The 22,986-nt window shown below is 60.2% G+C and carries 17 protein-coding genes and 1 pseudogene; 10 read left to right on the top strand and 8 right to left on the bottom strand.

Going from position 1 to position 22,986, the window contains the following annotated elements; genetic code table 11:
• Nucleotides 1–24: 24 nt before the first annotated feature.
• From ppsA to PMI32_RS19550, 8 genes are all read left to right on the top strand, one after another.
• Nucleotides 25–2,400 carry a phosphoenolpyruvate synthase gene (gene ppsA / locus PMI32_RS19520; protein ID WP_008027416.1) on the top strand — a complete coding sequence of 792 codons (2,376 nt, stop codon included), beginning with the start codon at nucleotides 25–27 and terminating at the stop codon, nucleotides 2,398–2,400.
• Between the two features lie 164 nt (nucleotides 2,401–2,564).
• A complete protein-coding gene (locus PMI32_RS19525) occupies nucleotides 2,565–3,554 on the top strand; it encodes an alpha/beta fold hydrolase (RefSeq protein ID WP_032828672.1) in 990 nt (329 codons plus the stop codon).
• A 121-nt stretch (nucleotides 3,555–3,675) separates the two neighbouring features.
• A complete protein-coding gene (gene rraA / locus PMI32_RS19530) occupies nucleotides 3,676–4,167 on the top strand; it encodes a ribonuclease E activity regulator RraA (protein WP_008027412.1) in 492 nt (163 codons plus the stop codon).
• Nucleotides 4,168–4,193: 26 nt separating this feature from the next.
• Nucleotides 4,194–5,189 (top strand): divalent cation transporter CmaX, encoded by a 996-nt coding sequence (gene cmaX / locus PMI32_RS19535; protein WP_008027409.1) that lies wholly within the window; start codon nucleotides 4,194–4,196, stop codon nucleotides 5,187–5,189.
• A 63-nt stretch (nucleotides 5,190–5,252) separates the two neighbouring features.
• Nucleotides 5,253–5,501 carry a hypothetical protein gene (locus tag PMI32_RS19540; protein WP_007944521.1) on the top strand — a complete coding sequence of 83 codons (249 nt, stop codon included), beginning with the start codon at nucleotides 5,253–5,255 and terminating at the stop codon, nucleotides 5,499–5,501.
• Nucleotides 5,502–5,503: 2 nt separating this feature from the next.
• A complete protein-coding gene (locus tag PMI32_RS19545; protein ID WP_008027407.1) occupies nucleotides 5,504–6,328 on the top strand; it encodes a mechanosensitive ion channel family protein in 825 nt (274 codons plus the stop codon).
• An 86-nt stretch (nucleotides 6,329–6,414) separates the two neighbouring features.
• On the top strand, nucleotides 6,415–7,005 hold the full coding sequence (gene sigX, locus PMI32_RS0128760; RefSeq protein ID WP_017337463.1) for an RNA polymerase sigma factor SigX: 591 nt from the start codon (nucleotides 6,415–6,417) through the stop codon (nucleotides 7,003–7,005).
• 107 nt (nucleotides 7,006–7,112) lie between these two features.
• Nucleotides 7,113–8,147, top strand: coding sequence for an OmpA family protein (locus PMI32_RS19550; protein WP_008027405.1), 1,035 nt, complete (start codon nucleotides 7,113–7,115; stop codon nucleotides 8,145–8,147).
• Nucleotides 8,148–8,272: 125 nt separating this feature from the next.
• On the opposite strand, the gene cobA is transcribed toward PMI32_RS19550, so the two are convergent.
• The 7 genes and pseudogenes from cobA to PMI32_RS19585 form a co-directional block, all read right to left on the bottom strand.
• On the bottom strand, nucleotides 8,273–9,043 hold the full coding sequence (cobA, locus tag PMI32_RS19555) for a uroporphyrinogen-III C-methyltransferase (protein ID WP_008027403.1): 771 nt from the start codon (nucleotides 9,041–9,043) through the stop codon (nucleotides 8,273–8,275).
• A gap of 10 nt (nucleotides 9,044–9,053) precedes the next feature.
• Nucleotides 9,054–11,771, bottom strand: a complete 2,718-nt coding sequence (locus tag PMI32_RS19560) for a nitrate reductase (RefSeq protein WP_008027402.1) — start codon at nucleotides 11,769–11,771, stop codon at nucleotides 9,054–9,056.
• A 20-nt stretch (nucleotides 11,772–11,791) separates the two neighbouring features.
• Nucleotides 11,792–12,991, bottom strand: a pseudogene (locus PMI32_RS19565) (NAD(P)/FAD-dependent oxidoreductase); the annotation flags it as partial.
• A gap of 422 nt (nucleotides 12,992–13,413) precedes the next feature.
• Nucleotides 13,414–15,084: a bifunctional protein-serine/threonine kinase/phosphatase gene (locus PMI32_RS19570; RefSeq protein ID WP_008027397.1), complete on the bottom strand. Its 1,671-nt coding sequence runs from the start codon at nucleotides 15,082–15,084 to the stop codon at nucleotides 13,414–13,416.
• 7 nt (nucleotides 15,085–15,091) lie between these two features.
• Nucleotides 15,092–16,303 (bottom strand): nitrate/nitrite transporter, encoded by a 1,212-nt coding sequence (locus PMI32_RS19575; RefSeq protein WP_008027395.1) that lies wholly within the window; start codon nucleotides 16,301–16,303, stop codon nucleotides 15,092–15,094.
• A gap of 315 nt (nucleotides 16,304–16,618) precedes the next feature.
• Entirely contained in the window at nucleotides 16,619–17,194 is a 576-nt protein-coding gene (locus PMI32_RS19580; protein ID WP_008027390.1) for an ANTAR domain-containing response regulator, read from the bottom strand.
• A gap of 15 nt (nucleotides 17,195–17,209) precedes the next feature.
• Nucleotides 17,210–18,421, bottom strand: a complete 1,212-nt coding sequence (locus tag PMI32_RS19585) for a CmpA/NrtA family ABC transporter substrate-binding protein (RefSeq protein ID WP_008027389.1) — start codon at nucleotides 18,419–18,421, stop codon at nucleotides 17,210–17,212.
• A gap of 229 nt (nucleotides 18,422–18,650) precedes the next feature.
• Between PMI32_RS19585 and PMI32_RS19590 the strand changes: the two genes are divergently transcribed.
• Nucleotides 18,651–19,670, top strand: coding sequence for a quinone-dependent dihydroorotate dehydrogenase (locus tag PMI32_RS19590; RefSeq protein WP_032828673.1), 1,020 nt, complete (start codon nucleotides 18,651–18,653; stop codon nucleotides 19,668–19,670).
• Nucleotides 19,671–19,910: 240 nt separating this feature from the next.
• Here PMI32_RS19590 and rmf read toward each other — a convergent pair whose 3' ends face one another.
• Nucleotides 19,911–20,126 carry a ribosome modulation factor gene (gene rmf / locus PMI32_RS29645; protein ID WP_003223300.1) on the bottom strand — a complete coding sequence of 72 codons (216 nt, stop codon included), beginning with the start codon at nucleotides 20,124–20,126 and terminating at the stop codon, nucleotides 19,911–19,913.
• A 531-nt stretch (nucleotides 20,127–20,657) separates the two neighbouring features.
• Here rmf and rlmKL point away from each other — a divergent pair.
• On the top strand, nucleotides 20,658–22,928 hold the full coding sequence (gene rlmKL / locus PMI32_RS19595) for a bifunctional 23S rRNA (guanine(2069)-N(7))-methyltransferase RlmK/23S rRNA (guanine(2445)-N(2))-methyltransferase RlmL (protein WP_008027386.1): 2,271 nt from the start codon (nucleotides 20,658–20,660) through the stop codon (nucleotides 22,926–22,928).
• The last annotated feature ends 58 nt before the right edge of the window (nucleotides 22,929–22,986 follow it).

Genomic DNA, 22,986 nt, shown 5'->3' with positions numbered 1-22,986 from the left:
AACACAGTTAGTGGAGAGATCACCTTGGTAGAGTACGTAGTTTCCCTCGATAAGCTCGGCAAACACGATGTTGAGCATGTGGGGGGCAAGAACGCATCCCTGGGCGAGATGATCAGTAACCTTGCAGGTGCCGGTGTATCGGTGCCCGGTGGCTTCGCCACGACAGCTCAGGCTTATCGTGATTTTCTGGAACTGAGCGGCCTGAACGATCAGATCCACGCCGCCCTCGACGCCCTGGACGTCGATGATGTCAACGCCCTGGCCAAGACTGGTGCCCAGATCCGTCAATGGATCATGGAAGCCGAGTTCCCCGAGAAGCTCAACACCGAGATCCGCACCGCGTTCGCCACGCTGTCGGCCGGTAACCCTGACATGGCCGTGGCCGTGCGCTCTTCCGCTACCGCCGAAGACCTGCCGGACGCTTCCTTCGCCGGTCAGCAGGAAACTTTCCTGAACATCCGTGGTGTCGAAAACGTCATTCGCGCCGCCAAAGAGGTGTTCGCTTCGCTGTTCAACGACCGTGCGATTTCCTACCGCGTGCACCAGGGCTTCGACCACAAGCTGGTCGCCCTGTCGGCTGGCGTGCAGCGCATGGTCCGCTCCGAAACCGGCACTGCCGGCGTGATGTTCACCCTCGATACCGAATCGGGCTTCCGTGACGTGGTGTTTATCACCGGCGCCTACGGCCTGGGTGAAACCGTCGTACAAGGCGCGGTGAACCCGGATGAGTTCTACGTCCACAAAGGCACGCTGGCCGCCGGTCGTCCGGCCATTCTGCGTCGCAACCTGGGCAGCAAAGCCATCAAGATGATCTACGGCGAAGTCGCCACGGCCGGCAAGTCGGTCAAGACCATCGACGTCGACAAGGCCGATCGCGCACGTTTCTGCCTGAGCGACGCCGAAGTCAGCGAACTGGCCAAGCAAGCGATGATCATCGAGAAGCACTACCAGTGCCCGATGGACATCGAATGGGCCAAAGACGGCGACGACGGCAAGCTCTACATCGTTCAGGCCCGTCCTGAAACCGTGAAGAGCCGCACCCAGGCCAACGTCATGGAACGTTACCTGTTGAAAGAAACCGGCACCGTGCTGGTTGAAGGTCGCGCCATCGGCCAGCGCATCGGCGCCGGTAAAGTGCGGATCATCAAGGACGTGTCCGAGATGGACAAAGTCCAGCCAGGCGACGTACTGGTTTCCGACATGACCGACCCGGACTGGGAACCGGTCATGAAGCGCGCCAGCGCCATCGTCACCAACCGTGGCGGTCGTACCTGCCACGCGGCGATCATCGCTCGCGAACTGGGCATTCCGGCCGTGGTCGGTTGCGGCAACGCCACCCAACTGCTGAAAGACGGCCAGGGCGTGACTGTTTCCTGCGCGGAAGGCGACACCGGTTACATCTTCGAAGGTGAGCTGGGCTTCGACATCAAGAAGAACTCCGTGGATGCCATGCCGGATCTGCCGTTCAAGATCATGATGAACGTCGGCAACCCGGATCGCGCCTTTGACTTCGCGCAACTGCCGAACGCCGGTGTGGGCCTGGCCCGTCTGGAATTCATCATCAACCGCATGATCGGTGTGCACCCTAAAGCGCTGTTGAACTACGACGGCCTGCCGCAGGAAATCAAGGACAGCGTCGACAAGCGCATTGCCGGTTACAACGATCCGGTCGGCTTCTACGTCGAGAAACTGGTCGAAGGCATCAGCACGCTGGCGGCTGCGTTTTATCCGAAAAAGGTCATCGTGCGTCTGTCGGACTTCAAGTCCAACGAGTACGCGAACCTGATCGGCGGCAAGCTTTACGAGCCGGAAGAAGAAAACCCGATGCTGGGCTTCCGTGGCGCCTCGCGTTACATCAGCGAATCGTTCCGTGACTGCTTCGAGCTCGAGTGCCGCGCCCTCAAGCGTGTGCGCAACGAGATGGGCCTGACCAACGTTGAAATCATGGTGCCGTTCGTCCGTACCCTGGGCGAAGCGAGCCAGGTCGTCGACCTGCTGGCCGAAAACGGTCTGGCCCGTGGCGACAACGGTCTGCGCGTGATCATGATGTGCGAACTGCCGTCCAACGCGATTCTGGCGGAAGAATTCCTTGAGTTCTTCGACGGTTTCTCCATCGGCTCCAACGACCTGACTCAGCTGACGCTGGGCCTGGACCGTGACTCCGGGATCATCGCTCACCTGTTCGACGAGCGTAACCCTGCGGTCAAGAAGCTGCTGGCGAACGCCATTGCTGCGTGCAACAAGGCGGGCAAGTACATCGGTATCTGCGGTCAGGGGCCTTCGGACCACCCTGATCTGGCCAAGTGGCTGATGGAGCAGGGCATCGAAAGCGTTTCGTTGAACCCCGATTCCGTACTGGAAACCTGGTTCTTCCTGGCTGAAGGTCAAGCTTCGGCGTGATGCAGTTGTTGTAGGAGCGAGCTTGCTCGCGATGGACGCTAACGGTGACGCGTTTATCCTGGATAAACGCGGTGTTCTGAAGTCCATCGCGAGCAAGCTCGCTCCTACAGTTGATTACGTAGGGCGGGCTCCTCTGGATGCCGCCCTTTTTTGTGCAAGAGACTATGCAAAGCAGCAGCAACCTATTTCCTGTCGCCCTGATCAGCGCCGAGCGGCGCGGTGATCTGAGCGAAGACGTTTATCGTTTGAAACCCGGCAACAGCCCTGACGGCACCGTGGAACTGGCCGTGACCCGTCTGGGCATGGCGGACGCGCCCGCGCACGGTGGTGTGCCGGTGATTCTGTTGCACGGCAGTTTTTCCAATCGGCGCTTCTGGTTCTCCCCTAAAGGCCTGGGGCTGGGCGCTTATCTGGCGCGTCTGGGATTTGATGTGTGGATCGCGGAAATGCGCGGTCATGGCCTGTCCCAGCGCAACCAGAACTATCGCAAGAACCGCGTCGCCGACTACGCTCGTTACGATCTGCCGGCCATTGGCGCGTTCGTGCGCGAGCAGAGCGGCCAGGTTCCGCACTGGATCGGTCACTCGCTGGGTGGCATTACCCTGGCGGCAGCCTTGGGTGGCGGATACATCGGCGAACCGGTCGTCGCGTCTGCGGCATTCTTCGGTACGCAAGTCAGCCGCACCTATTGGCCGTTGAAAATTCCGCCGGTGGAGTGGAGCGGGCGCTTCATTCTCAAGCGTTTTGCGCAACTTTCGGGGTCAAGACTCAAGCGCGGCCCGGAGGACGAGCCGATTGGCCTGGCCCTGGAAAGCATGCGTTGGTATGGCCTGTTCGGGCGTTTTGGCGATGCCGACAAGGATTGGTGGGCCGGTTTGGCTGACATTCAGAGCCCTGTGTTGGCCGTGAGCGCCGTCAGCGATCATCAGGATCCAGCGTGGGCGTGCCGCAAGTTGTTTGATCAGATCGGTTCAGAGCACAAGCAATTCATCAACCTTGGCCGCGAGCAGGGCTTTGGCGACAATTTCGGTCATGTGGAAATGTTGGTCAGCAAAGCGGCTCAAGCCGAAGTCTGGCCGTTGGTGGCGCGTTGGCTGTCGGACCAGCACACGCCTTTGCTCGGTGAAAAAGCGGATTTGGCCTCGGCAGTCTGAGCCCGATGCTCTATCAAGGGCATTCCGCTCTGATCGGCTTGCGGCTAAGATATGACGCATTGAGCTTTTCTGGTCACTTTGCGACATCCTCGATTGTCTTCCTCTTTACAGGAGTTTCTCGATGAACCATTACATCACGCCTGACCTGTGCGACGCCTATCCGGAACTGGTGCAGGTGCTGGAACCGATGTTCAGCAATTTCGGCGGCCGTGATTCCTTCGGCGGCGAAATCGTGACCATCAAGTGCTTCGAAGACAACTCGCGGGTCAAGGAGCAGGTCGAGCTCAAGGGGAATGGCAAGGTGCTGGTCGTCGATGGTGGCGGTTCCCTGCGTCATGCGTTGCTGGGTGACATGCTGGCGGAGAAAGCCGCGAAAAACGGTTGGGAAGGGCTGGTGATCTACGGGTGCATCCGCGACGTCGATATCATCGCTCAGACCGATCTGGGCGTTCAGGCTCTCGCCAGCCACCCGAGGAAATCCGACAGGCGCGGGCTCGGCGATCTCAACGTTGTGGTGACGTTTGCCGGTGTGACGTTCCGTCCAGGCGAATACATTTATGCGGACAATAATGGCGTGATCATCTCGCCAAGCCCGCTGAAGATGCCTGAATAAGCATTGCACCAACTGAAGGGGTGAGGATGTTCGAGGAAGAAAACGCGCAGTGGGGGCTGGTGCATGCCCTGGTGCTGGATGGTAAAGGCGGCGCGCGTTCGATAGCCCGGACTGAACTCGATGACTTGCAGCTCCAGGCCCATGAAAGCCTGTGGCTGCACTGGGATCGCAGTCACCCGCAAACCCAGACCTGGCTGCGCAAATCCAGCGGTCTGAGCGAGTTCAGCTGTGATCTGCTGCTTGAAGAGAACACCCGTCCGCGTCTCTTACAGCTTTCCGACAGCGAACTGCTGCTATTTTTGCGTGGGGTCAACCTCAACCCCGGGGCCGAGCCGGAAGACATGGTCTCGGTGCGGATCTTCGCCTCGGCACAGCGGGTTATTTCCCTGCGCCTGCGTCCATTGCGCGCCACCGACGAGTTGCTGGTGCAGCTCGCAGAAGGCAAGGGGCCGAAGACCGCCTCCGAACTCATCCTTTATATGGCCCAGTACCTCACCAACAAAGTGCAGGATCTGGTCAGTTGCCTCTCGGAAGTGGTCGATGAGGAAGAAGAAAAACTGGATGCCGACGAACGGTATTCACCCGAGCATGACTCCATTTTGCAGATCCGTCGCAGGGCTGCTGCGTTGAAACGTTTCCTGGCACCGCAGCGGGATATTTTCGGACAACTGACCCGGATAAAACTGCCCTGGTTTGTCGAAGATGACGGCGACTACTGGAACGAATTGAACAACAGCCTGACCCGCTATCTCGAGGAGCTGGAATTGACCCGGGAGCGGGTGGGGCTGGTCCTCGAGGCCGAGGACAGACGTTTGAGCGTGCGTATGAATCGCACGATGTACCGCTTCGGGATCATCACCGGAATCTTTTTGCCGATGAGTTTTCTGACCGGTCTTTTAGGTATCAACGTCGGCGGTATTCCGTTCTCTGCCAGCCCGTATGGCTTCCTGATTGCCTGCCTGATGATGATCTCGGTGGCACTGGGGCAGTGGTGGTTATTCCGACGTTTGCGCTGGGTATGACGATGCGCCATGTGACCCGGGTAAATTTGACCGCGTCTTTCACAGACATCACGAGAGGTGCGTATGCACGATCCGTTTGAACAGTCTTTGCGTGACATGCTGAACGCTTCGCCGTCTACCCGCGACGACGATGCGTGTCTTGGGCGCGTCCTGAAAACCGCCAACCGCCAGGTCGGCGCCGGCGATCTGTTCAGCCTGCTGGGCCGCTGGTTGCCCGCGCTGATGATCGCCTTGAACAACGGATCGGCTCACGTCTCGCCGGTTTCCCGTCACCGTAAACCTACCGTTCGCACTGCTGATAAGGCTGATTGAATATGGAACTTGATCTCTGGACTCAGAGCCTCGTCACTGCAATGACTGCGTTATGGACCAAGGTTGCGAATTTCATTCCGAACCTGTTCGGCGCACTGGTCGTGCTGCTGTTGGGTTTCGTCGTGGCGAAACTTTTGGATACTTTACTGTCCAAGTTGCTCGCCAAGCTCGGTCTCGACCGCTTGATGGGCGGCACCGGTCTGACAAAATTGCTGTCCCGGGCCGGCCTTCAAGTGCCGATTTCGACGCTGATAGGCAAAATTGTCTATTGGTTCGTTTTGCTGATTTTTCTGGTTTCTGCAGCAGAATCGCTTGGACTTGAGCGAGTTTCGGCTACGCTGGACATGCTTGCGCTGTATTTGCCGAAAGTGTTTGGCGCCGCGCTGGTGCTGCTGGTAGGTGTTTTGCTGGCACAACTGGCCAATGGGCTGGTGCGAGGTGCAGCAGAGGGTGTAGGGCTGGATTACGCCGCCGGGCTGGGGCGAATTGCCCAGGGCCTGGTGATTATCATCAGTATTTCGGTCGCAATCAGCCAGTTGGAGGTCAAGACTGACCTGCTCAACCATGTGATTGTGATTGTTTTGATTACCGTTGGTCTGGCGGTAGCGCTGGCCATGGGGTTGGGAAGCCGGGAAATTGCCGGTCAGATTCTTGCGGGAATCTATGTGCGTGAGTTGTATCAGGTTGGGCAACAAGTGCGTGTTGGCGAGGTCGAAGGTCAGATCGAAGAGATCGGCACGGTTAAGACCACATTGCTGACCGATGAGGGTGAGCTAGTCTCTCTCTCTAATCGGATTCTCCTGGAGCAGCATGTGAGTAGCCGCTAACCCGGCAAACCCTGCTAATGTATGCCGCCGCAAAATGCCCTGAAGGGCTGCGGCGGACATTGACCTGACTGTCGGCCAGACTTGTTTTGAATAAAGCTCAATCGCTCTCCACGCGCTACGACCCCCGCGAGCTCTCTGATGAGGAGTTGGTCGCGCGCTCGCATACCGAGCTGTTTCACGTAACGCGCGCCTATGAAGAATTGATGCGCCGTTACCAACGAACATTATTTAACGTTTGTGCGCGGTATCTTGGGAACGATCGCGATGCAGACGATGTCTGTCAGGAAGTGATGTTGAAGGTGTTGTATGGCTTGAAGAACTTCGAAGGTAAATCGAAGTTCAAGACATGGCTATATAGCATCACGTACAACGAGTGCATCACACAGTATCGGAAAGAACGGCGAAAGCGTCGCTTGATGGACGCGTTGAGTCTGGACCCCCTTGAGGAAGCGTCTGAAGAAAAGGCGCCGAAACCCGAGGAGAAGGGCGGGCTTGATCGCTGGCTAGTGTATGTGAACCCGATTGACCGTGAAATTCTGGTGCTACGATTTGTCGCAGAGCTAGAGTTTCAGGAGATCGCAGACATCATGCACATGGGTTTGAGTGCGACAAAAATGCGTTACAAACGCGCTCTAGACAAATTGCGTGAGAAATTTGCAGGCATTGCTGAAACTTAGTTCGGCGCAAATATCTCTTACGTGTAGGCAAGTTCTGATAGACTTGCCGCCGAGTTGTCCCCCGGTTTGCGGGACTGCTTCACAATCACCAGATGGGGATTTAACGGATGAAACTGAAAAACACCTTGGGCTTGGCCATTGGTTCTCTTATTGCGGCCACTTCGTTCGGCGCATTGGCACAAGGCCAAGGCGCAGTTGAAATCGAAGGCTTTGCAAAGAAAGAGTATTACGATAGCCAGCGCGATTTCAAAAACGACGGCAACCTGTTCGGTGGTTCGGTTGGTTACTTCCTGACCGACGACGTTGAACTGCGTCTGGGCTACGACGAAGTGCACAACGTTCGTAGCGAGTCGGGCAAGAACATCAAGGGCTCCAACACTGCCCTGGACGCTCTGTACCACTTCAACAACCCAGGCGACATGCTGCGTCCGTACGTTTCGGCCGGCTTCTCCGATCAGAGCATCGGTCAGAACGATCGCGGTGGTCGTAACGGTTCCACCTTCGCCAACGTTGGCGGCGGTGCCAAGCTGTACTTCACTGACAATTTCTACGCCCGTGCCGGCGTTGAAGCTCAGTACAACATCGACCAAGGTGACACCGAGTGGGCACCAAGCGTCGGTATCGGTGTGAACTTCGGTGGCGGCTCCAAGCCTGCAGCTGCTCCAGTTCCAGCACCAGCTGAAGTCTGCTCCGACAGCGACAACGATGGCGTTTGCGACAACGTTGACAAGTGCCCGGACACCCCAGCCAACGTAACTGTTGACGCTGATGGCTGCCCAGCAGTTGCCGAAGTCGTTCGTGTTGAGCTGGACGTTAAGTTCGATTTCGACAAATCTGTTGTTAAAACCAACAGCTACGGCGACATCAAGAACCTGGCTGACTTCATGAAGCAGTACCCATCCACCACCACTACTGTTGAAGGTCACACTGACAACGTCGGTCCTGACGCTTACAACCAGAAACTGTCTGAGCGTCGTGCAAACGCCGTTAAGCAAGTTCTGACCAACCAGTACGGTGTTGAATCGTCCCGCGTTCAGTCTGTTGGCTACGGCGAATCCCGCCCAGTTGCTGACAACAAAACTGACGCTGGCCGCGCTGTAAACCGTCGCGTAGAAGCGCAGGTTGAAGCTCAAGCTAAGTAATTAGCCCGCAGCTCTGAGAAAAGCCCGGCTTAGGCCGGGCTTTTCTTTGCCTGCGATTTGGGTTTTCGAATCACCGGCCCCCTGTAGGAGCCGGCTTGCCGGCGATGGTCGTCAACGATGACGCTTTAAGCCTGACACGCTGCGGTGATCTCAAGTTCTTCGCCAGCGAGCTGGCTCCTACAGGTTTCGGGGTGTGCCGCCACCGTACCGATCACCAGAATCGCCGGGCTTTTCAGCTCAAAGGCGCAGGCATCTTCCTCCATCGCTGTCAGATCGCTCCGACATTCCCGTTGATGCGGCAGGGAAGCGTTTTCAATCATCGCCACCGGCGTATCCGCCGCCATCCCTCCGGTCAGCAGTTGCTCGCGAATTTCACTGAGCTTCGCCACGCCCATGTACACCACCAGCGTTGTGCCACTTTGCGCCAGGGCTTGCCAATTCAGGCTGCTGCCATCCTGAGTGTGGGCGGTGACCAGCGTCACGCCGCGCGCAACGCCCCGCAGGGTCAACGGAATATCGCATTGCGTCGCACCGGCCAGCCCGGCGGTGATGCCATTGACCAGCTCCACGTCGACCCCGCGTTCGCGCAGCCACTGCGCTTCTTCACCGCCCCGCCCAAAAATGCACGGATCGCCACCCTTGAGCCGCACCACGCATTTACCGTGGCGGGCATAACGCAGCATCAATCGATGAATGAACGCCTGAGGCGTCGAGCGACAGCCACCGCGCTTGCCCACCGGAATGATCCGCGCCTGCGGGCAATGTTCCAGCACGTCGCCATTCACCAGGTCGTCGATCAGCACCACATCCGCTTCGCTCAACGCCCTGACGGCTTTGAGGGTCAGCAATTCCGGGTCACCAGGACCCGCACCCACCAGCCAGACTTTTGCGTTCATAGTGTTTTCCTCACGAGATGACGGCGATCGGCTGCGCCGTGGCGGCCAGCAAACGCTTGATTTCCGGGACGCACGAGCCGCATTGCGTGCCGCAGCCCAATTCCTGTTTCAACCCCTGCAAATCCAGGCCTCGACGGATACCGGCACAGACCGCGCCTTGGCTGACGTTTTTGCAGTTGCACAAGGTTTTAGTGCCGGCAACCGATGTGGTGGCGTTGCCCGGTGGTGCGCTCAGCGGTGCAAGCAGCCAGCGCCGCAGTTGTTCATCGGCGCGACCTTCTTGCCAAAGGTCCTGCAGCCAGTGCTGTGCGAGGGTTTCGCCGGCCAGGCGAATCGCGGTGATCCGGCCGTGCTCGATCCGTACCCGTTTGCCGATGGCGCGCTGTGGGTCGTCGTACGCCAGGACCGGCCCTTCATTGAGCCCAAGGCAGCGGTCGATTTCGCATAACAATTGCGGATCTGGCGCTGTGGCGCTGGCAGCGCGTATGAGCAGCGCAGGGCGTTCACGACCAGTTAGGCTGAGGCTGACGTAGGAAAACGCCTCACAGAGTGGTCGTAGCGTCTCAAAATGTCGTTGAACATCGCCCTCAATCAGTACGAAAAGGTTCCAGGGCAAATGCACGGGGTCGATTCGTACGCCGCTGTGTTTGAGTTCCGGTTGTTTCGACAACGGATCGAATGCCGGTTGGGTGAGCGCATTGACCCCACCCTTCAGGAACCGGTCGCCCCAGTGCATCGGCAGAAACGCCTGGCCCGGATGCACGCTGTCATCGCTGCCGACGGCGACAATCACCGCGCCGCGACGGCTTTTCAAACTGACCAGTTCTCCCGGTTGCAGTCCTTGGCGATGCAATTCATCCGGGTGCAGGCTCAACACGGCCTCGCTGACATGACCGAACAACTGCGCGGCAGTGCCGGTGCGGCTCATGCCGTGCCATTGATCACGCAGGCGGCCGGTGATCAGGGTCAGCGGGAATTGCCCATCGCGTTGTTCCTTGGCGGCAAGGTACGGATCGGCCACGAACCGGGCACGCCCGTTGGCGGTCGGGAAAATTCCGTCCCGATACAGTCGGGCCGTCCCTTCACGGGCGCCGGCGGGAAACGGCCATTGCTGTGGACCGAGACGATCAATCAGCTCATGACTGATACCGGACAAATCCAGATCCCGGTTGCGCGTCAGGAGTTTGTACTCATCGAAGACCTGCGCCGGGGTGTCGAACGCAAACAGACTGGGTTGTCCGGGACGCAGGTGTTTTTCCAGGCGCTGTGCGAAATCCACTGTAATTGCCCAGTCGGAACGCGTTTCTCCGGGAGCGACAATCGCCCGGCGAACGTGGGAAATCCGCCGTTCGGAGTTGGTCACCGTGCCGTCTTTTTCGCCCCAACTGGCAGCAGGCAACAGCAGATCGGCGAACGCGGCGGTTTCGGTGGTGCGAAAGGCTTCCTGCAAAACCACGAACGGGCAGGCTTGCAGCGCCTCGCGCACGGCGCTCTGGTCCGGCATCGATTGCGCGGGGTTCGTGCAGGCAATCCACAGGGCTTTGATGGTTCCGTTACGAACCTGCTCAAACAATTCGATCGCGGTGAGCCCGGTGTTTGCCGGCAGTTGATCCACGCCCCAATAGGCTGCGACTTCTGCGCGATGCTCGGCATTGGCCGCTTCGCGATGGCCTGGCAGCAGGTTCGACAGGCTGCCGGTTTCGCGACCACCCATGGCATTCGGCTGACCGGTCAGAGAGAAAGGTCCTGCGCCGGGACGGCCGATCTGCCCGGTGGCCAGGTGCAGGTTGATCAGCGCACTGTTTTTCGCACTGCCGGCGGTGGACTGGTTCAGTCCCATGCACCACAGCGACAGAAAGCTTGGCGAGGTGCCGACCCACTCGGCGCATTGCTGCAGTTGCTCGACGCTGATCCCGCACAGTTGCGAGACCATCGGCGGCGTGTAATCGCGCACCAGGTTTTTCAGTTCGGCCAGGCCTTCGGTGTGGGCCTCGATGAAGTCGCGGTCGATCCAGTCTTCCCACAGCAGCAGGTACAAAATCCCATGGAACAAGGCGACATCGGTGCCCGGAAGAATCGCCAGATGCAGGTCAGCCAAGTCGCAGGTATCCGTACGACGAGGGTCGATGACGATGACTTTCATCTGTGGTCGGCGGGATTTGGCCTCTTCCAGGCGACGAAACAGGACCGGGTGGGCGTAGGCCATGTTACTGCCGACGATCATCACGCAGTCGCTTGTCTCAAGGTCTTCGTAACTGCATGGCGGTGCGTCGGCACCGAGGCTGCGCTTGTAGCCGACCACTGCCGATGACATGCACAGGCGCGAATTGCTGTCGATGTTGTTGGTGCCGACCAACGCTCGCGCCAGTTTGTTGAAACTGTAGTAGTCCTCGGTCAGCAACTGCCCGGAGATGTAGAACGCCACGCTGTCCGGGCCATGTTCGGCGATGGTTTCGGCGAATACGCTGGCGGCGTGATCGAGGGCGGTGTCCCAGTCGGTGCGGCTGCGGGCCAGGCCTTTGCCCAGGCGCAGTTCCGGGTACAGCGCTCGGGCTGCGAGGTCGCCGGTCAAGTGCAGGGTTGAGCCCTTGCTGCACAGCTTACCGAAGTTGGCCGGGTGGGCCGGATCGCCGCTGACGCCGAGGATGCGCTCGCCGTCATGCTCGATCAGCACGCCGCAGCCGACCCCGCAGTAGCAACAGGTGGAGGCGGTGATCTGGCGGTTCATCAGCTGGCTTCCCGCATGGTTTCACCAAACATCAGGTGATTGCGGATTTCGTCGATATTCCGGTTCTCGCGAATCTGCCGGAAATACCAACCGCCATCGGCCGTGTCGCCGTACAGGCAGGCCCCGACCAGCACGTCGTCCTTGATCACCAGTTTTTTGTAGATCCCGCCGATCGGGTCGGAAAGGGTGATGGTTTCGGTGCCTTCGCCGCCCATGAAATCGCCGGCGGAGAACAGGTCGATGCCGGTGACTTTCAATTTGGTCGAGGTCACCGAGCCTTTGTAGCTGGCGAAGCCAAGCTGTGCGAGATGATTGGCGCAGACCTTGGCCTGTTCGAACAGCGGCGCCACCAGGCCGTAGGCGATGCCGCGATGGCTGGCGCATTCGCCGATGGCGTAAACCCGTGGGTCGTAGGTTTGCAGGGTGTCGTTGACCAGAATCCCACGGTTGCACGGGAGTCCGGAGCGTTCCGCGAGTTCGGTCGCGGGGCGGATGCCGGCGGCCATCACCACCAGGTCGGCGGGGATGCGGTCGCCGTTCTTGAACTCGACCGAGCCGACCCGGCCATTGCCGGCATCGTGCAGGGCCTGGGTTTGCTCGCACAGGCGAAAGTGCAGGCCACGGTCCTCAAGCGCGGTTTGCAGCAAGCGGCCGCTGACGCTGTCGAGTTGCCGTTCCAGCAACCATTCGCCGTTGTGCACCACGGTGACGTGCATGCCGCGCAGCATCAGGCCATTGGCCGCTTCCAGGCCGAGCAGGCCGCCACCGATGACCACCGCGTGCTTGTGGGTTTTTGCGGTGTTGATCATGGCTTGGGTGTCGGCGATGTCGCGGTAGCCGATCACGCCGTGCAACGTGTTGCCCGGGATCGGCAGGATGAACGGGGTCGAGCCGGTGGCAATCAGCAGGCGGTCGTATTCGGCCTCGGTGCCGTCGTCGGCGATGACCCGACGTTTGATCCGGTCGATTTCTACGACTCTGCGGTTGAGCAGCAACTTGATGTTGTTGTCCAGGTACCAGTCCAGGTCGTTGAGCGCGATCTCTTCGAAGGTTTGCTCGCCGGCCAGTACCGGCGACAGCAGGATGCGGTTGTAGTTGGTATGGGGTTCGGCACCGAAGACCGTGATGTCGTACAGCTCGTTGCTCAGCTTGAGCAGCTCTTCCAGGGTGCGAACCCCGGCCATGCCGTTGCCGATCATCACCAGTTTTAGTTTTTTCATCAGGTTCTCCGGGGAGCTCGGCCCCGCCTCGACAGGGCGTTCAGGTCGTGCTCGACAAATTTTGCGCAAACAAAAAAAGGCGTCCCGCTAGTTGCCTAGCGAGGACGCCTTTGTCCTGGTCCCGTTCTCTCGGGAAGCGCATCCTTCGTCGTTGAAGGCTGGGCTTTATGTCTGTTGAGAGAGGTAATGCAGTGGTTGTGCCAAGTTGACCATGGGCCGGTTTTATTGGCTTTGAACGCTTTATCAATTGCTGCGGGTGCACCGTATCGAAGCGTGCTGCCCGATATTGAAGCGTAGGGCGATCAAGTTGTGGCGGTTTGCAGTCCGCCTTCGTCGGAACGCCGCCCGGAGCAAGCCCGCTCCCACAGGGGAACGCATTCCAAATGTGGGAGCGGGCTTGCTCGCGAAAGGCGCGACTCGGTCTAGCCGCGAAACAGCAAAACCAGCAGCACCATATTCACCAGCAGCGCCACCAACGCCAACGTCCGCCAGACCTTCACTGGCTCGCGCTCCAGCAGTGGCCGGGGCCGTACGCTCAAACTGCGTCGTTCACCCTGTTCCAGCACCAATAACCATTCTTCCGCGGTTTCGAATCGCTCCGCCGGGTCCGCCGCCACCGCGCGCTCCAGGCTTTGTGCGATCCACTCGGGCAGGTCCGGGCGGTAGCGACTGGCGCTTACCGGTACACCAAACCGTGGACGCTGGAACGCTTCGATTTCGCCGTAGGGATAATGCCCGGTGAGCAGGAAATACAAGGTCACGCCGGCCGCATACAGATCCTGTTGCGGGCTCGGCACGTCACCGCGGAAAGCTTCCGGCGCAATGTAACTGGGTGTTCCGGGCAGGGTCGAGGCCTGATCTTCAGACAGGCCAGGGCAGTAGGCCAGGCCGAAATCCAGCAGCCGCAGTTCGCCGTCATCCCCCAGCAGCAGATTCTCCGGTTTGATGTCGCGATGCAGAATCTGCCGTCGATGCAACATGCCGACCGCCCGCAGCAAACGTTCCGCCAGATCCTGCCATTGGGCCAGCGGCAGCGTTGTGGTTCGCTCAGCCAGTTGCGCCAAAGTCGAGCCGGAATATTCACGCATCACGTAGTACAAATGCTGACGCTGACTGGCGGCGTGGACTTCAGGGAAATGCCGGCCGGCCACGCGCTTGAGAAACCATTCCTCCGACAGCAAGGCTTGTCCGGCCAGGTGATCGTCGCGCAACGCGCCGGGCAGGGTTTTCAGCAGCCAGGGTTGTTGCTGAGCGTCGCGCACCCGATAGAGCAGCGACTGCTGGCTTTGGCCGAGTATTCCTTCGACGTGCCAGCCCTCAAACGTCTGGCCCGGTTTCAGCGCTGGCGGCAGTGGCCATTGCTGCACATGAATCAACGCATCGCCGATGCTCGTTTCACCGAGGGCGTCGACCCGCACCAATAACGCGCTGGCGTTGTCCTGACTGCCCGCCAGATGCGCCGCATTCACCAGGGTTTGCGCGGCGCTGTGCAGATCCGGTTGATCGCGCAAAATCGCCGCAATCGCGGTGTCGCCCAGCACGGCCCAGATGCCGTCGCTGAGCAGCACGAAATGCTCATTCAGCCGCAGTTCGCCATCGAGAAAATCCAGCACCAGATGCTGATCGAGGCCGAGCGCCCGTTTGAGCACATGCTGCATGCCAGGTTGATCCCAGACGTGGTCCTCCGTGACCCGCTGCAATTGATCGGCGTGCCAGCGATAAACCCTGCAGTCCCCGACATGCGCCAAGGTAAAACGCCTGCCGCGCACGACCAAGGCACTGACCGTGGTCAACAGCGGTTGCCCACCGCCATTGGCCTGCAACCAGCGATTTTGCGCCAGCAGCAAACGATCCAGTGCCTGGGCGACACCCCAGGTTTCCGGGGTGGCGTAGTAGTCCAGCGCCAGCGCCTGCAAGGTCGAACGTGCCGCGAGGCCGCCATCGGCGCACTGGCTGACGCCGTCGGCGATGGCGAACAGGTAACCCTTGCTCGCCGCCAGTGCCGGGGCCGGCGTCACCAGGCGCAGGGCGTCCTGGTTCTCCTCGCGCGGACCGATGGCGCTGGCTTCGGCAAAACTCAGTTGCAGGCTCATTCAGCCCTCACACCCGCGCAGCGGTGACGGCCGCCGAACCCCAAGTGGTTCTCCAGCGACGCTTCACACCGTGCAGACCGAACCAGGCGAGGACGCCGAGGCTGGCGAACAACCACAGCGCCAGTTGATAACTGCCGGTGCTTTGCTTGATCGCGCCCATGCCTGCCGCGAGGGCGAAGCCGCCGATACCACCGGCCATGCCGATCAAACCGGTCATTACACCGATCTCGCGACGAAAACGTTGCGGGACCAATTGGAAAACCGCGCCGTTACCGGCACCCAGGCCGAGCATCGTGCAGACGAAAAGTGCCAGCGCCGCGTAGGAACTCGGCAAGTTGAAACCCACCGCCGCAATGCAGATCGCCGCCACCGTGTACATCGCCAGCAGTGTGCGAATCCCGCCGAAGCGGTCGGCCAGTGCGCCGCCCAGAGGACGCATCAAACTGCCGCCAAACACGCAGGCCGCCGTGTAGTAACCGGCAGTCACCGGGCTCAGGCCGTATTGGTCGTTGAAGTAGCCGGGCAGGGCGCTGGCAAGGCCGATGAAGCCGCCAAAGGTCACGCTGTAGAAAAACATGAACCACCAGCTGTCGCGGTCGCCCAGGGCTTTGAAGTAGTCGGACACCGACTTGGCTTTCGGCCGTTCAGGCGCGTTTTTGGCCAGCCAGGCGAAGACGATGATGGTCAGGATCAGCGGGATCAGCGCGAAGCCGAACACGTTGCTCCAGCCGAACGCGGCGGCCAGCACCGGAGCGATCAGCGCGGCGAGCACGGTGCCCGAGTTACCGGCCCCGGCGATGCCCATGGCCTTGCCTTGATGCTGCGGCGGATACCACTGCGACGCCAGCGGCAGGGCCACGGCGAACGACGCGCCCGCCATGCCGAGGAACAAGCCCAGCAGCAGTGCTTGTTCGTAACTTTGGATGCCGTGCTTCCAGGCGACGAACAGGGCGCAGATGACGATCACCTGGCCGATCAGCCCGGCGGTTTTTGGCGACAGGCGATCGGCCAGCATGCCCATGATAAAGCGCAGTACGGCCCCGGCCAGAATCGGCGTGGCCACCACCAGCCCGCGTTGTTGGGTGGTCAGGTGCAGGTCGGCGGCAATCTGCACCGCCAGAGGGCCGAGCAGATACCAGACCATGAAACTCAGGTCGAAATAGAGGAAGGCCGCGAACAGGGTCGGGGTATGGCCGGATTTCCAGAAGCTTGAATTCATCGCGCACCTCAGCTGTGAGTCGTCTCGAGAAGGAGTCATGAGCTTGCAGGTGGGGGGCCGCAACGGCCGCACCACCGGCCCCGGTCTGTGGGGCCAAAACAAAAAAACGCCGCCACCCGATTCGCCATGGGCAAATGAGGTGAGCGACGTCTTTGTCGTAGGTGGGGCAACCGCCGTTGGTTACCTGTAGTGATTGCTTAGCGAGATTTGTGCCAACAGTCCGAGACCGAGTCGACCCTTTCGCGGGCAAGCCTCGCTCCTACAGTTCGAGCGCAATTCTTCTGTAGGAGCGAGGCTTGCCCGCGAAGGGGTCCTTCAGCCGAGCAACTCACTCATCGCAATGATCTGCTCCGCCACCTGAATCAGCTTCTGCTGCCGGCTCATGGCCTGGCGGCGCATCAGCGTGTAGGCCTCTTCCTCGTTGCAGTCCTTCATCTTCATCAGCAGCCCCTTGGCCAGCTCGATGCGCTTGCGCTCGGCCAGTTGCTGGTCGCGGGCGTGCAGTTGCGCGCGCAGGGCCTGGTCGCTTTCGAAGCGTGCCATGGCCACGTCGAGAATCGGCTGCAAGCGTTGTGCGTGGATGCCTTCGACGATGTAGGCGCTGACCCCGGACTTGATCGCCTGACGCATCACGTCGGGGTCATGTTCGTCGGTAAACATCACAATCGGCCGTGGCTGGTCTCGACTCACCAGCACCACTTGCTCCATCACATCGCGGCTCGGTGACTCGGTATCGATCAAAATCACATCCGGACGCACCGTTTCGACGCGCGCGGGCAGGTCGATGGTCAGGCCGGACTCGTCGATGACCTCGAATCCGGCTTCGGTCAGGGCGGCCTTCAAGCGGCCGACTTTCTTCGCGGTGTCGTTGATCAGCAGGATACGCAGCATGTTCGTAGTCTCCTGTCAGCGGCTGGCGAGTAGGGGCGAGCTGTCGCTCATGGCGTGCAGTTTGAAGCTGCGGGCATATCCGGCCGGGTCCGAGCCGTCCCAGATTTTGCCGTCGATCAACTGGCTGCTGCGCATTTCCCTGGCCGAAGAGTCGACATCAACCGCGCTGGCGGCCTCTCGATACAAGTCTAGTTGCTGGACCTGACGGGCCACGGCGAGGTAGTCCGGGTCGTCGCGCAGCAAACCCCAGCGACGGAACTGGGTCATGAACCACATGCCATCGGACAGATAAGGCTGATTGACCTCGCCAGCGCCATGGAAGCGCAGCGCGTGCAGGTCTTGCCAGCGGTTGCCGAGGCCGTCGGCGTAGTCGCCGAGCAGGCGCGGTTCGATGCAGTCGAGCGGCGCGTCCAGGTATTGGGGGGCGCTCAGCAACTGCGCGGTGCTGCGGCGATTCTCGACGCTTTCTTCAATGAAACGGCTGGCCTCCAGAATCGCCTTCACCAGCGCCCGGGCGGTATTGGGGTATTGCTCGACGAAGGCGCGGGTGCAGCCGAGGACTTTTTCCGGATGATCGGGCCAGATGGTCTGGGTCGTTGCCATGGTGAAGCCGAGATTGTGTTTCACGGCGCTGGCGGACCAGGGCTCACCGACGCAGAAACCGTCGATTCGCCCGGCTTGCAGGTGCGCGACCATTTGCGGCGGCGGCACTACCACACTGTCGACGTCATGCAGCGGATGAATGCCCTGGCTCGCCAGCCAGTAATACAGCCACATGGCGTGGGTGCCGGTCGGAAAAGTCTGGGCGAAGGTGAGTTTTGGGCGAGTTTGGTGCACGTGGCGGTCCAGTGCTTCAGGACCGGTCACGCCCAACGCCTGCAAGCCGTGGGAAAGGTTGATGCTCTGGCCGTTCTGGTTCAGGCCCATGAGCACCGCCATCTCGGTCGGCGCCACGCCGCCGATGCCCAGGTGCACGGCGTAGATCAAACCGTACAGGCTGTGGGCGGCATCGAGTTCGCCGCTGACCAGTTTGTCCCGCAGGTTGGCCCAGGAAGACTGGCGCTTGAGATTCAAGGTCAGGCCGTAGGGCTGGGCGAAGCCCTGAGTGGCGGCGACCACCACCGAGGCGCAATCGCTCAAGGCCATGAAACCGAGGTTGATGTCGGTCTTTTCCGGGGCATCGCTGCCGTTGACCCAGGCCAGAGGGCCCGCTGTGGTTTCATTCATGGCAAAACACCTTCCAAAAAAAACGTCGTCCCAGGCCTTCGCGCAAGCAAAGCCGTGTGACGACGCCATTGTCCTTCCACTCATCCCGTCGTTGGCATGAGTGCTGATGCCTGTGTTGGTGCAAGGCATATGCCATCGCTTGCTGATTTTGTCGCGCGCCTCGCTTGCGACCCCGATGCCCGGCTATAATCGCCGCCTCATTTCGCCGCCATTCGAGTCAACGCCGCCCATGTACACCCTGGCCCGTCAGCTGTTGTTCAAACTTTCCCCGGAAACCTCCCACGATCTGTCCCTGGACCTGATCGGCGCGGGCGGGCGTTTGGGCCTCAACGGCTTGCTGTGCAAGGCGCCGGCAAAAATGCCGGTAAGCGTCATGGGCCTGGACTTCCCGAACCCGGTGGGTCTGGCGGCCGGTCTGGACAAGAATGGCGCGGCCATCGATGGTTTTGCCCAGTTGGGTTTTGGTTTTGTCGAAATCGGCACCATCACGCCGCGTCCACAGCCGGGCAATCCGAAACCACGGATTTTCCGTTTGCCGGAAGCTGAGGCGATCATCAACCGCATGGGTTTCAACAACCTCGGCGTCGATCACCTGCTGGCCCGCGTGGCTGCGGCCAAGTACAAGGGCGTGCTGGGCATCAACATCGGCAAGAACTTCGATACCCCGGTCGAGCGTGCGGTCGTCGATTACCTGATCTGCCTCGACAAGGTCTACGCCCACGCCAGCTATGTGACGGTCAACGTCAGCTCGCCGAACACCCCGGGCCTGCGCAGCCTGCAGTTCGGTGATTCGCTCAAGCAATTGCTGGCTGACCTGGCGACTCGTCGTGCCGAGCTGGCGTTGCGTCACGGTAAACATGTTCCGTTGGCGATCAAGATCGCACCGGACATGACCGACGAAGAAACCGCGCAAGTCGCTCAAGCGCTGATCGAAACCGGGATGGACGCGGTGATCGCCACCAACACCACCCTGAGCCGCGTTGGCGTCGAAGGCATGGAATACGGTGACGAGGCGGGCGGTCTGTCCGGCGCACCGGTTCGTGACAAGAGCACCCACACCGTGAAGGTGCTGGCGGCCGAGTTGGCGGGTCGTTTGCCGATCATCGCCGTGGGCGGCATCACCGAAGGCAAGCATGCCGCCGAGAAAATCGCGGCGGGTGCGAGCCTGGTGCAGCTCTATTCCGGCTTCATCTATAAAGGCCCGGCGCTGATTCGCGAGTCCGTGGACGCCATCGCCGCCCTGCGCTAAACCCCGTACCTGTAGGAGCCGGCTTGCCGGCGATAGCGGTGGGTCAGCGACACATGTATCGCCTGATAGGACGCCATCGCCAGCAAGCCGGCTCCTACAAGGGGAATGTGTTTTGTCAGAATGCAGGCATAAAAAAGGGCCCCTTGAAGGAGCCCCTGGGCCGAAGCCCGCCGCCCGGATGGGGCGTGCGTGGTAAGTCGTTACGTAATCAGGTTGTCGTGTCGGAGTGTGTGCCCTGTGTTAGCCGACGGCGTGAAGTTCGTTGAGTCTATGGATTCCCGCAGTGCCGGTCATACCGTCCCAGTTGTCGCCGCGTCCTTCTCGCCAGCCGTTAATCCAGGCTTGGCGTACTGACGGTAGAGTAAATGGGCAAAGCTCACGGGATTTGCCACCAACGCCATATTGATATCCGCGTAAAAATGCTCTTTCCAACGGATCACGCTTAAGTCTTCTCATAGGGTGTTGCCCTCACTTGTTGACTGTATGTATCGCGTTGACCTCAATCGAGGTCTGGCAGAAATGTCTGCCGTTGGGGGGCTCGCTGCCGGCGTGGCGAGCCAAGGTGTTGACGTCCGTTGTGGCGCCAACCTGTATTGAGTTCTAACCAATGCGTCACATCGAGGGAATGATCGTTTTGTCATAAGGACGTAACCATAAAGATGCTATGGCCATAAGTAACACGATGTTTGTCCCGTGTTTATTAGCCAAAGCCCTGTATGATCGGCCCCCCGCAGGATGATGGGGTTAATCCTTTAGTGAGAATGCCTCGCGTTGGTCTCGGGCATTATTCGACGAAGGGTCGAGTTATGACATTTTGTTGCATCAACTTTTTTATCTGCCCGTGCATCTAAGCTCTTCTAACCTGAGCAGCACGGGTGGGACGGCACACTTTCGTGCCACGCGGGCGCTCTTTTAGAAAAGCGCCTGATTGAAAACCGGGCCGGCAATGCGTTGTCGGTTCACTTAGCCAAAGGCTCTGAAATTCCAATGTCCGATCAATTCGAAATCTTCCTCACTTGCCCCAAAGGCCTCGAAGGCCTGCTCATCGAGGAAGCCGTCGGGCTTGGCCTTGAAGAAGCGCGTGAGCACACCTCTGCCGTGCGCGGCATGGCAACCATGGAAACCGCTTATCGCCTGTGCCTGTGGTCGCGTCTGGCGAACCGGGTTCTGCTGGTGCTCAAGCGTTTCCCGATGAAGGACGCCGAAGACCTGTATCACGGCGTGCTCGATATCGAGTGGCAAGACCACATGCTCAACGACGGCACCCTGGCCGTCGAGTTCAGCGGTCACGGTTCGGGCATCGATAACACGCACTTCGGCGCCCTGAAAGTCAAAGACGCCATCGTCGACAAACTGCGTACCCCGCAGGGCGACCGTCCGTCCATCGACAAACTCAACCCGGACCTGCGCATTCACCTGCGCCTGGACCGTGGCGAAGCGATCCTGTCCCTCGACCTCTCCGGCCACAGCCTGCACCAGCGTGGCTATCGCCTGCAGCAAGGCGCGGCGCCGCTGAAGGAAAACCTCGCGGCCGCCATCCTGATCCGTTCCGGCTGGCCGCGCATTGCCGCCGACGGCGGCGCGCTGGCTGACCCGATGTGCGGTGTCGGTACGTTCCTCGTCGAAGCGGCGATGATCGCCGCCGATATGGCACCGAACCTGCGTCGCGAGCAGTGGGGCTTCACTGCGTGGCTTGGCCACGTGCCGGCGCTGTGGAAAAAGCTTCACGAAGAAGCCACCGAGCGCGCTGCGGCCGGTCTGGCCAAACCACCGCTGTGGATTCGTGGCTACGAAGCCGACCCGCGCCTGATTCAACCGGGCCGCAACAACGTCGAGCGTGCCGGCCTGAGCGAGTGGATCAAGATCTACCAGGGCGAAGTCGGCACGTTCGAGCCGCGTCCGGACCAGAACCAGAAAGGCCTGGTGATCTGCAACCCACCGTACGGCGAGCGTCTGGGCGACGAGGCGAGCTTGCTCTACCTCTACCAGAACCTCGGCGAGCGTCTGCGTCAGGCCTGTCTGAACTGGGAAGCGGCGGTGTTCACCGGCGCGCCGGACCTGGGCAAGCGCATGGGTATCCGCAGCCACAAACAGTATTCGTTCTGGAACGGCGCGTTGCCGTGCAAGCTGTTGCTGATCAAGGTCACGCCGGATCAGTTCGTCACCGGCGAGCGTCGCACCCCGGAACAGCGTCAGGTCGAGCGCGAACAGGCGGAATACGATCAGGCACCGAACGAGCCGCAGGAACGCCAGTACAACAAAAACGGTAACCCGATCAAACCGGCCGCGGCACCCGCTCCGGTGATCGAGCAACCGCGTTTGAGCGAAGGCGGGCAAATGTTTGCCAACCGCCTGCAAAAGAACCTCAAGGCGCTGGGCAAGTGGGTCAAGCGTGAAGGCATCGACTGCTATCGCGTCTACGATGCCGACATGCCGGAATACTCGATGGCCATCGACCTGTATCAGGATTGGGTTCACGTCCAGGAATACGCCGCGCCGAAATCCATCGACCCGGAAAAAGCCTCGGCGCGCATGTTCGATGCTCTGGCAGCCATTCCACAGGCGTTGAACATCGACAAGAACCGCGTAGTGGTCAAGCGTCGCGAGCGTCAGAGCGGCACCAAGCAGTACGAACGCCAGGCGGCGCAAGGCAAGTTCGTCGAGGTCAACGAAGGCGGCGTGAAGCTGCTGGTCAACCTCACCGACTACCTCGACACCGGGCTGTTCCTCGACCACCGGCCAATGCGCATGCGCATCCAGAAAGAGGCGGCCGGCAAACGCTTCCTCAATCTGTATTGCTACACCGCGACGGCCAGCGTCCACGCAGCCAAGGGCGGCGCGCGCAGCACCACCAGCGTCGACTTGTCGAAAACCTACCTCGACTGGGCGCGTCGCAACCTGTCGCTGAACGGTTTCTCCGACAAGAACCGTCTGGAGCAGAGCGACGTGATGGTCTGGCTGGATGCCTGCCGTGACGAGTTTGACCTGATCTTCATCGACCCGCCGACCTTCTCCAACTCCAAGCGCATGGAAGGGATCTTCGACGTGCAGCGCGATCAGGTGCAGTTGATCGACCTGGCCATGGCGCGACTGGCGCCGGGTGGCGTGTTGTACTTCTCCAACAACTTCCGCAAGTTCGCGCTCGAGGAAAACCTCACCGAGCGTTACGCGGTCGAGGAGATCACGACCCAGACCATCGATCCGGACTTCGCCCGCAACGGCAAGATCCACCGGGCCTGGAAAATCACTGCGCGTTGACAGTTTTTTGCATTGGATCCACAGAGCCTTGATTTTTAAAGGCTCTTGGCTTCTTTCA

The organism is Pseudomonas sp. GM60 (assembly GCF_000282415.1).
In the GTDB taxonomy this organism is placed as follows: Bacteria; Pseudomonadota; Gammaproteobacteria; order Pseudomonadales; family Pseudomonadaceae; genus Aquipseudomonas; species Aquipseudomonas migulae.
The sequence above is the reverse complement of the archived record's forward strand: the minus strand, read 5'-3'. Positions and strand labels throughout refer to the sequence as shown.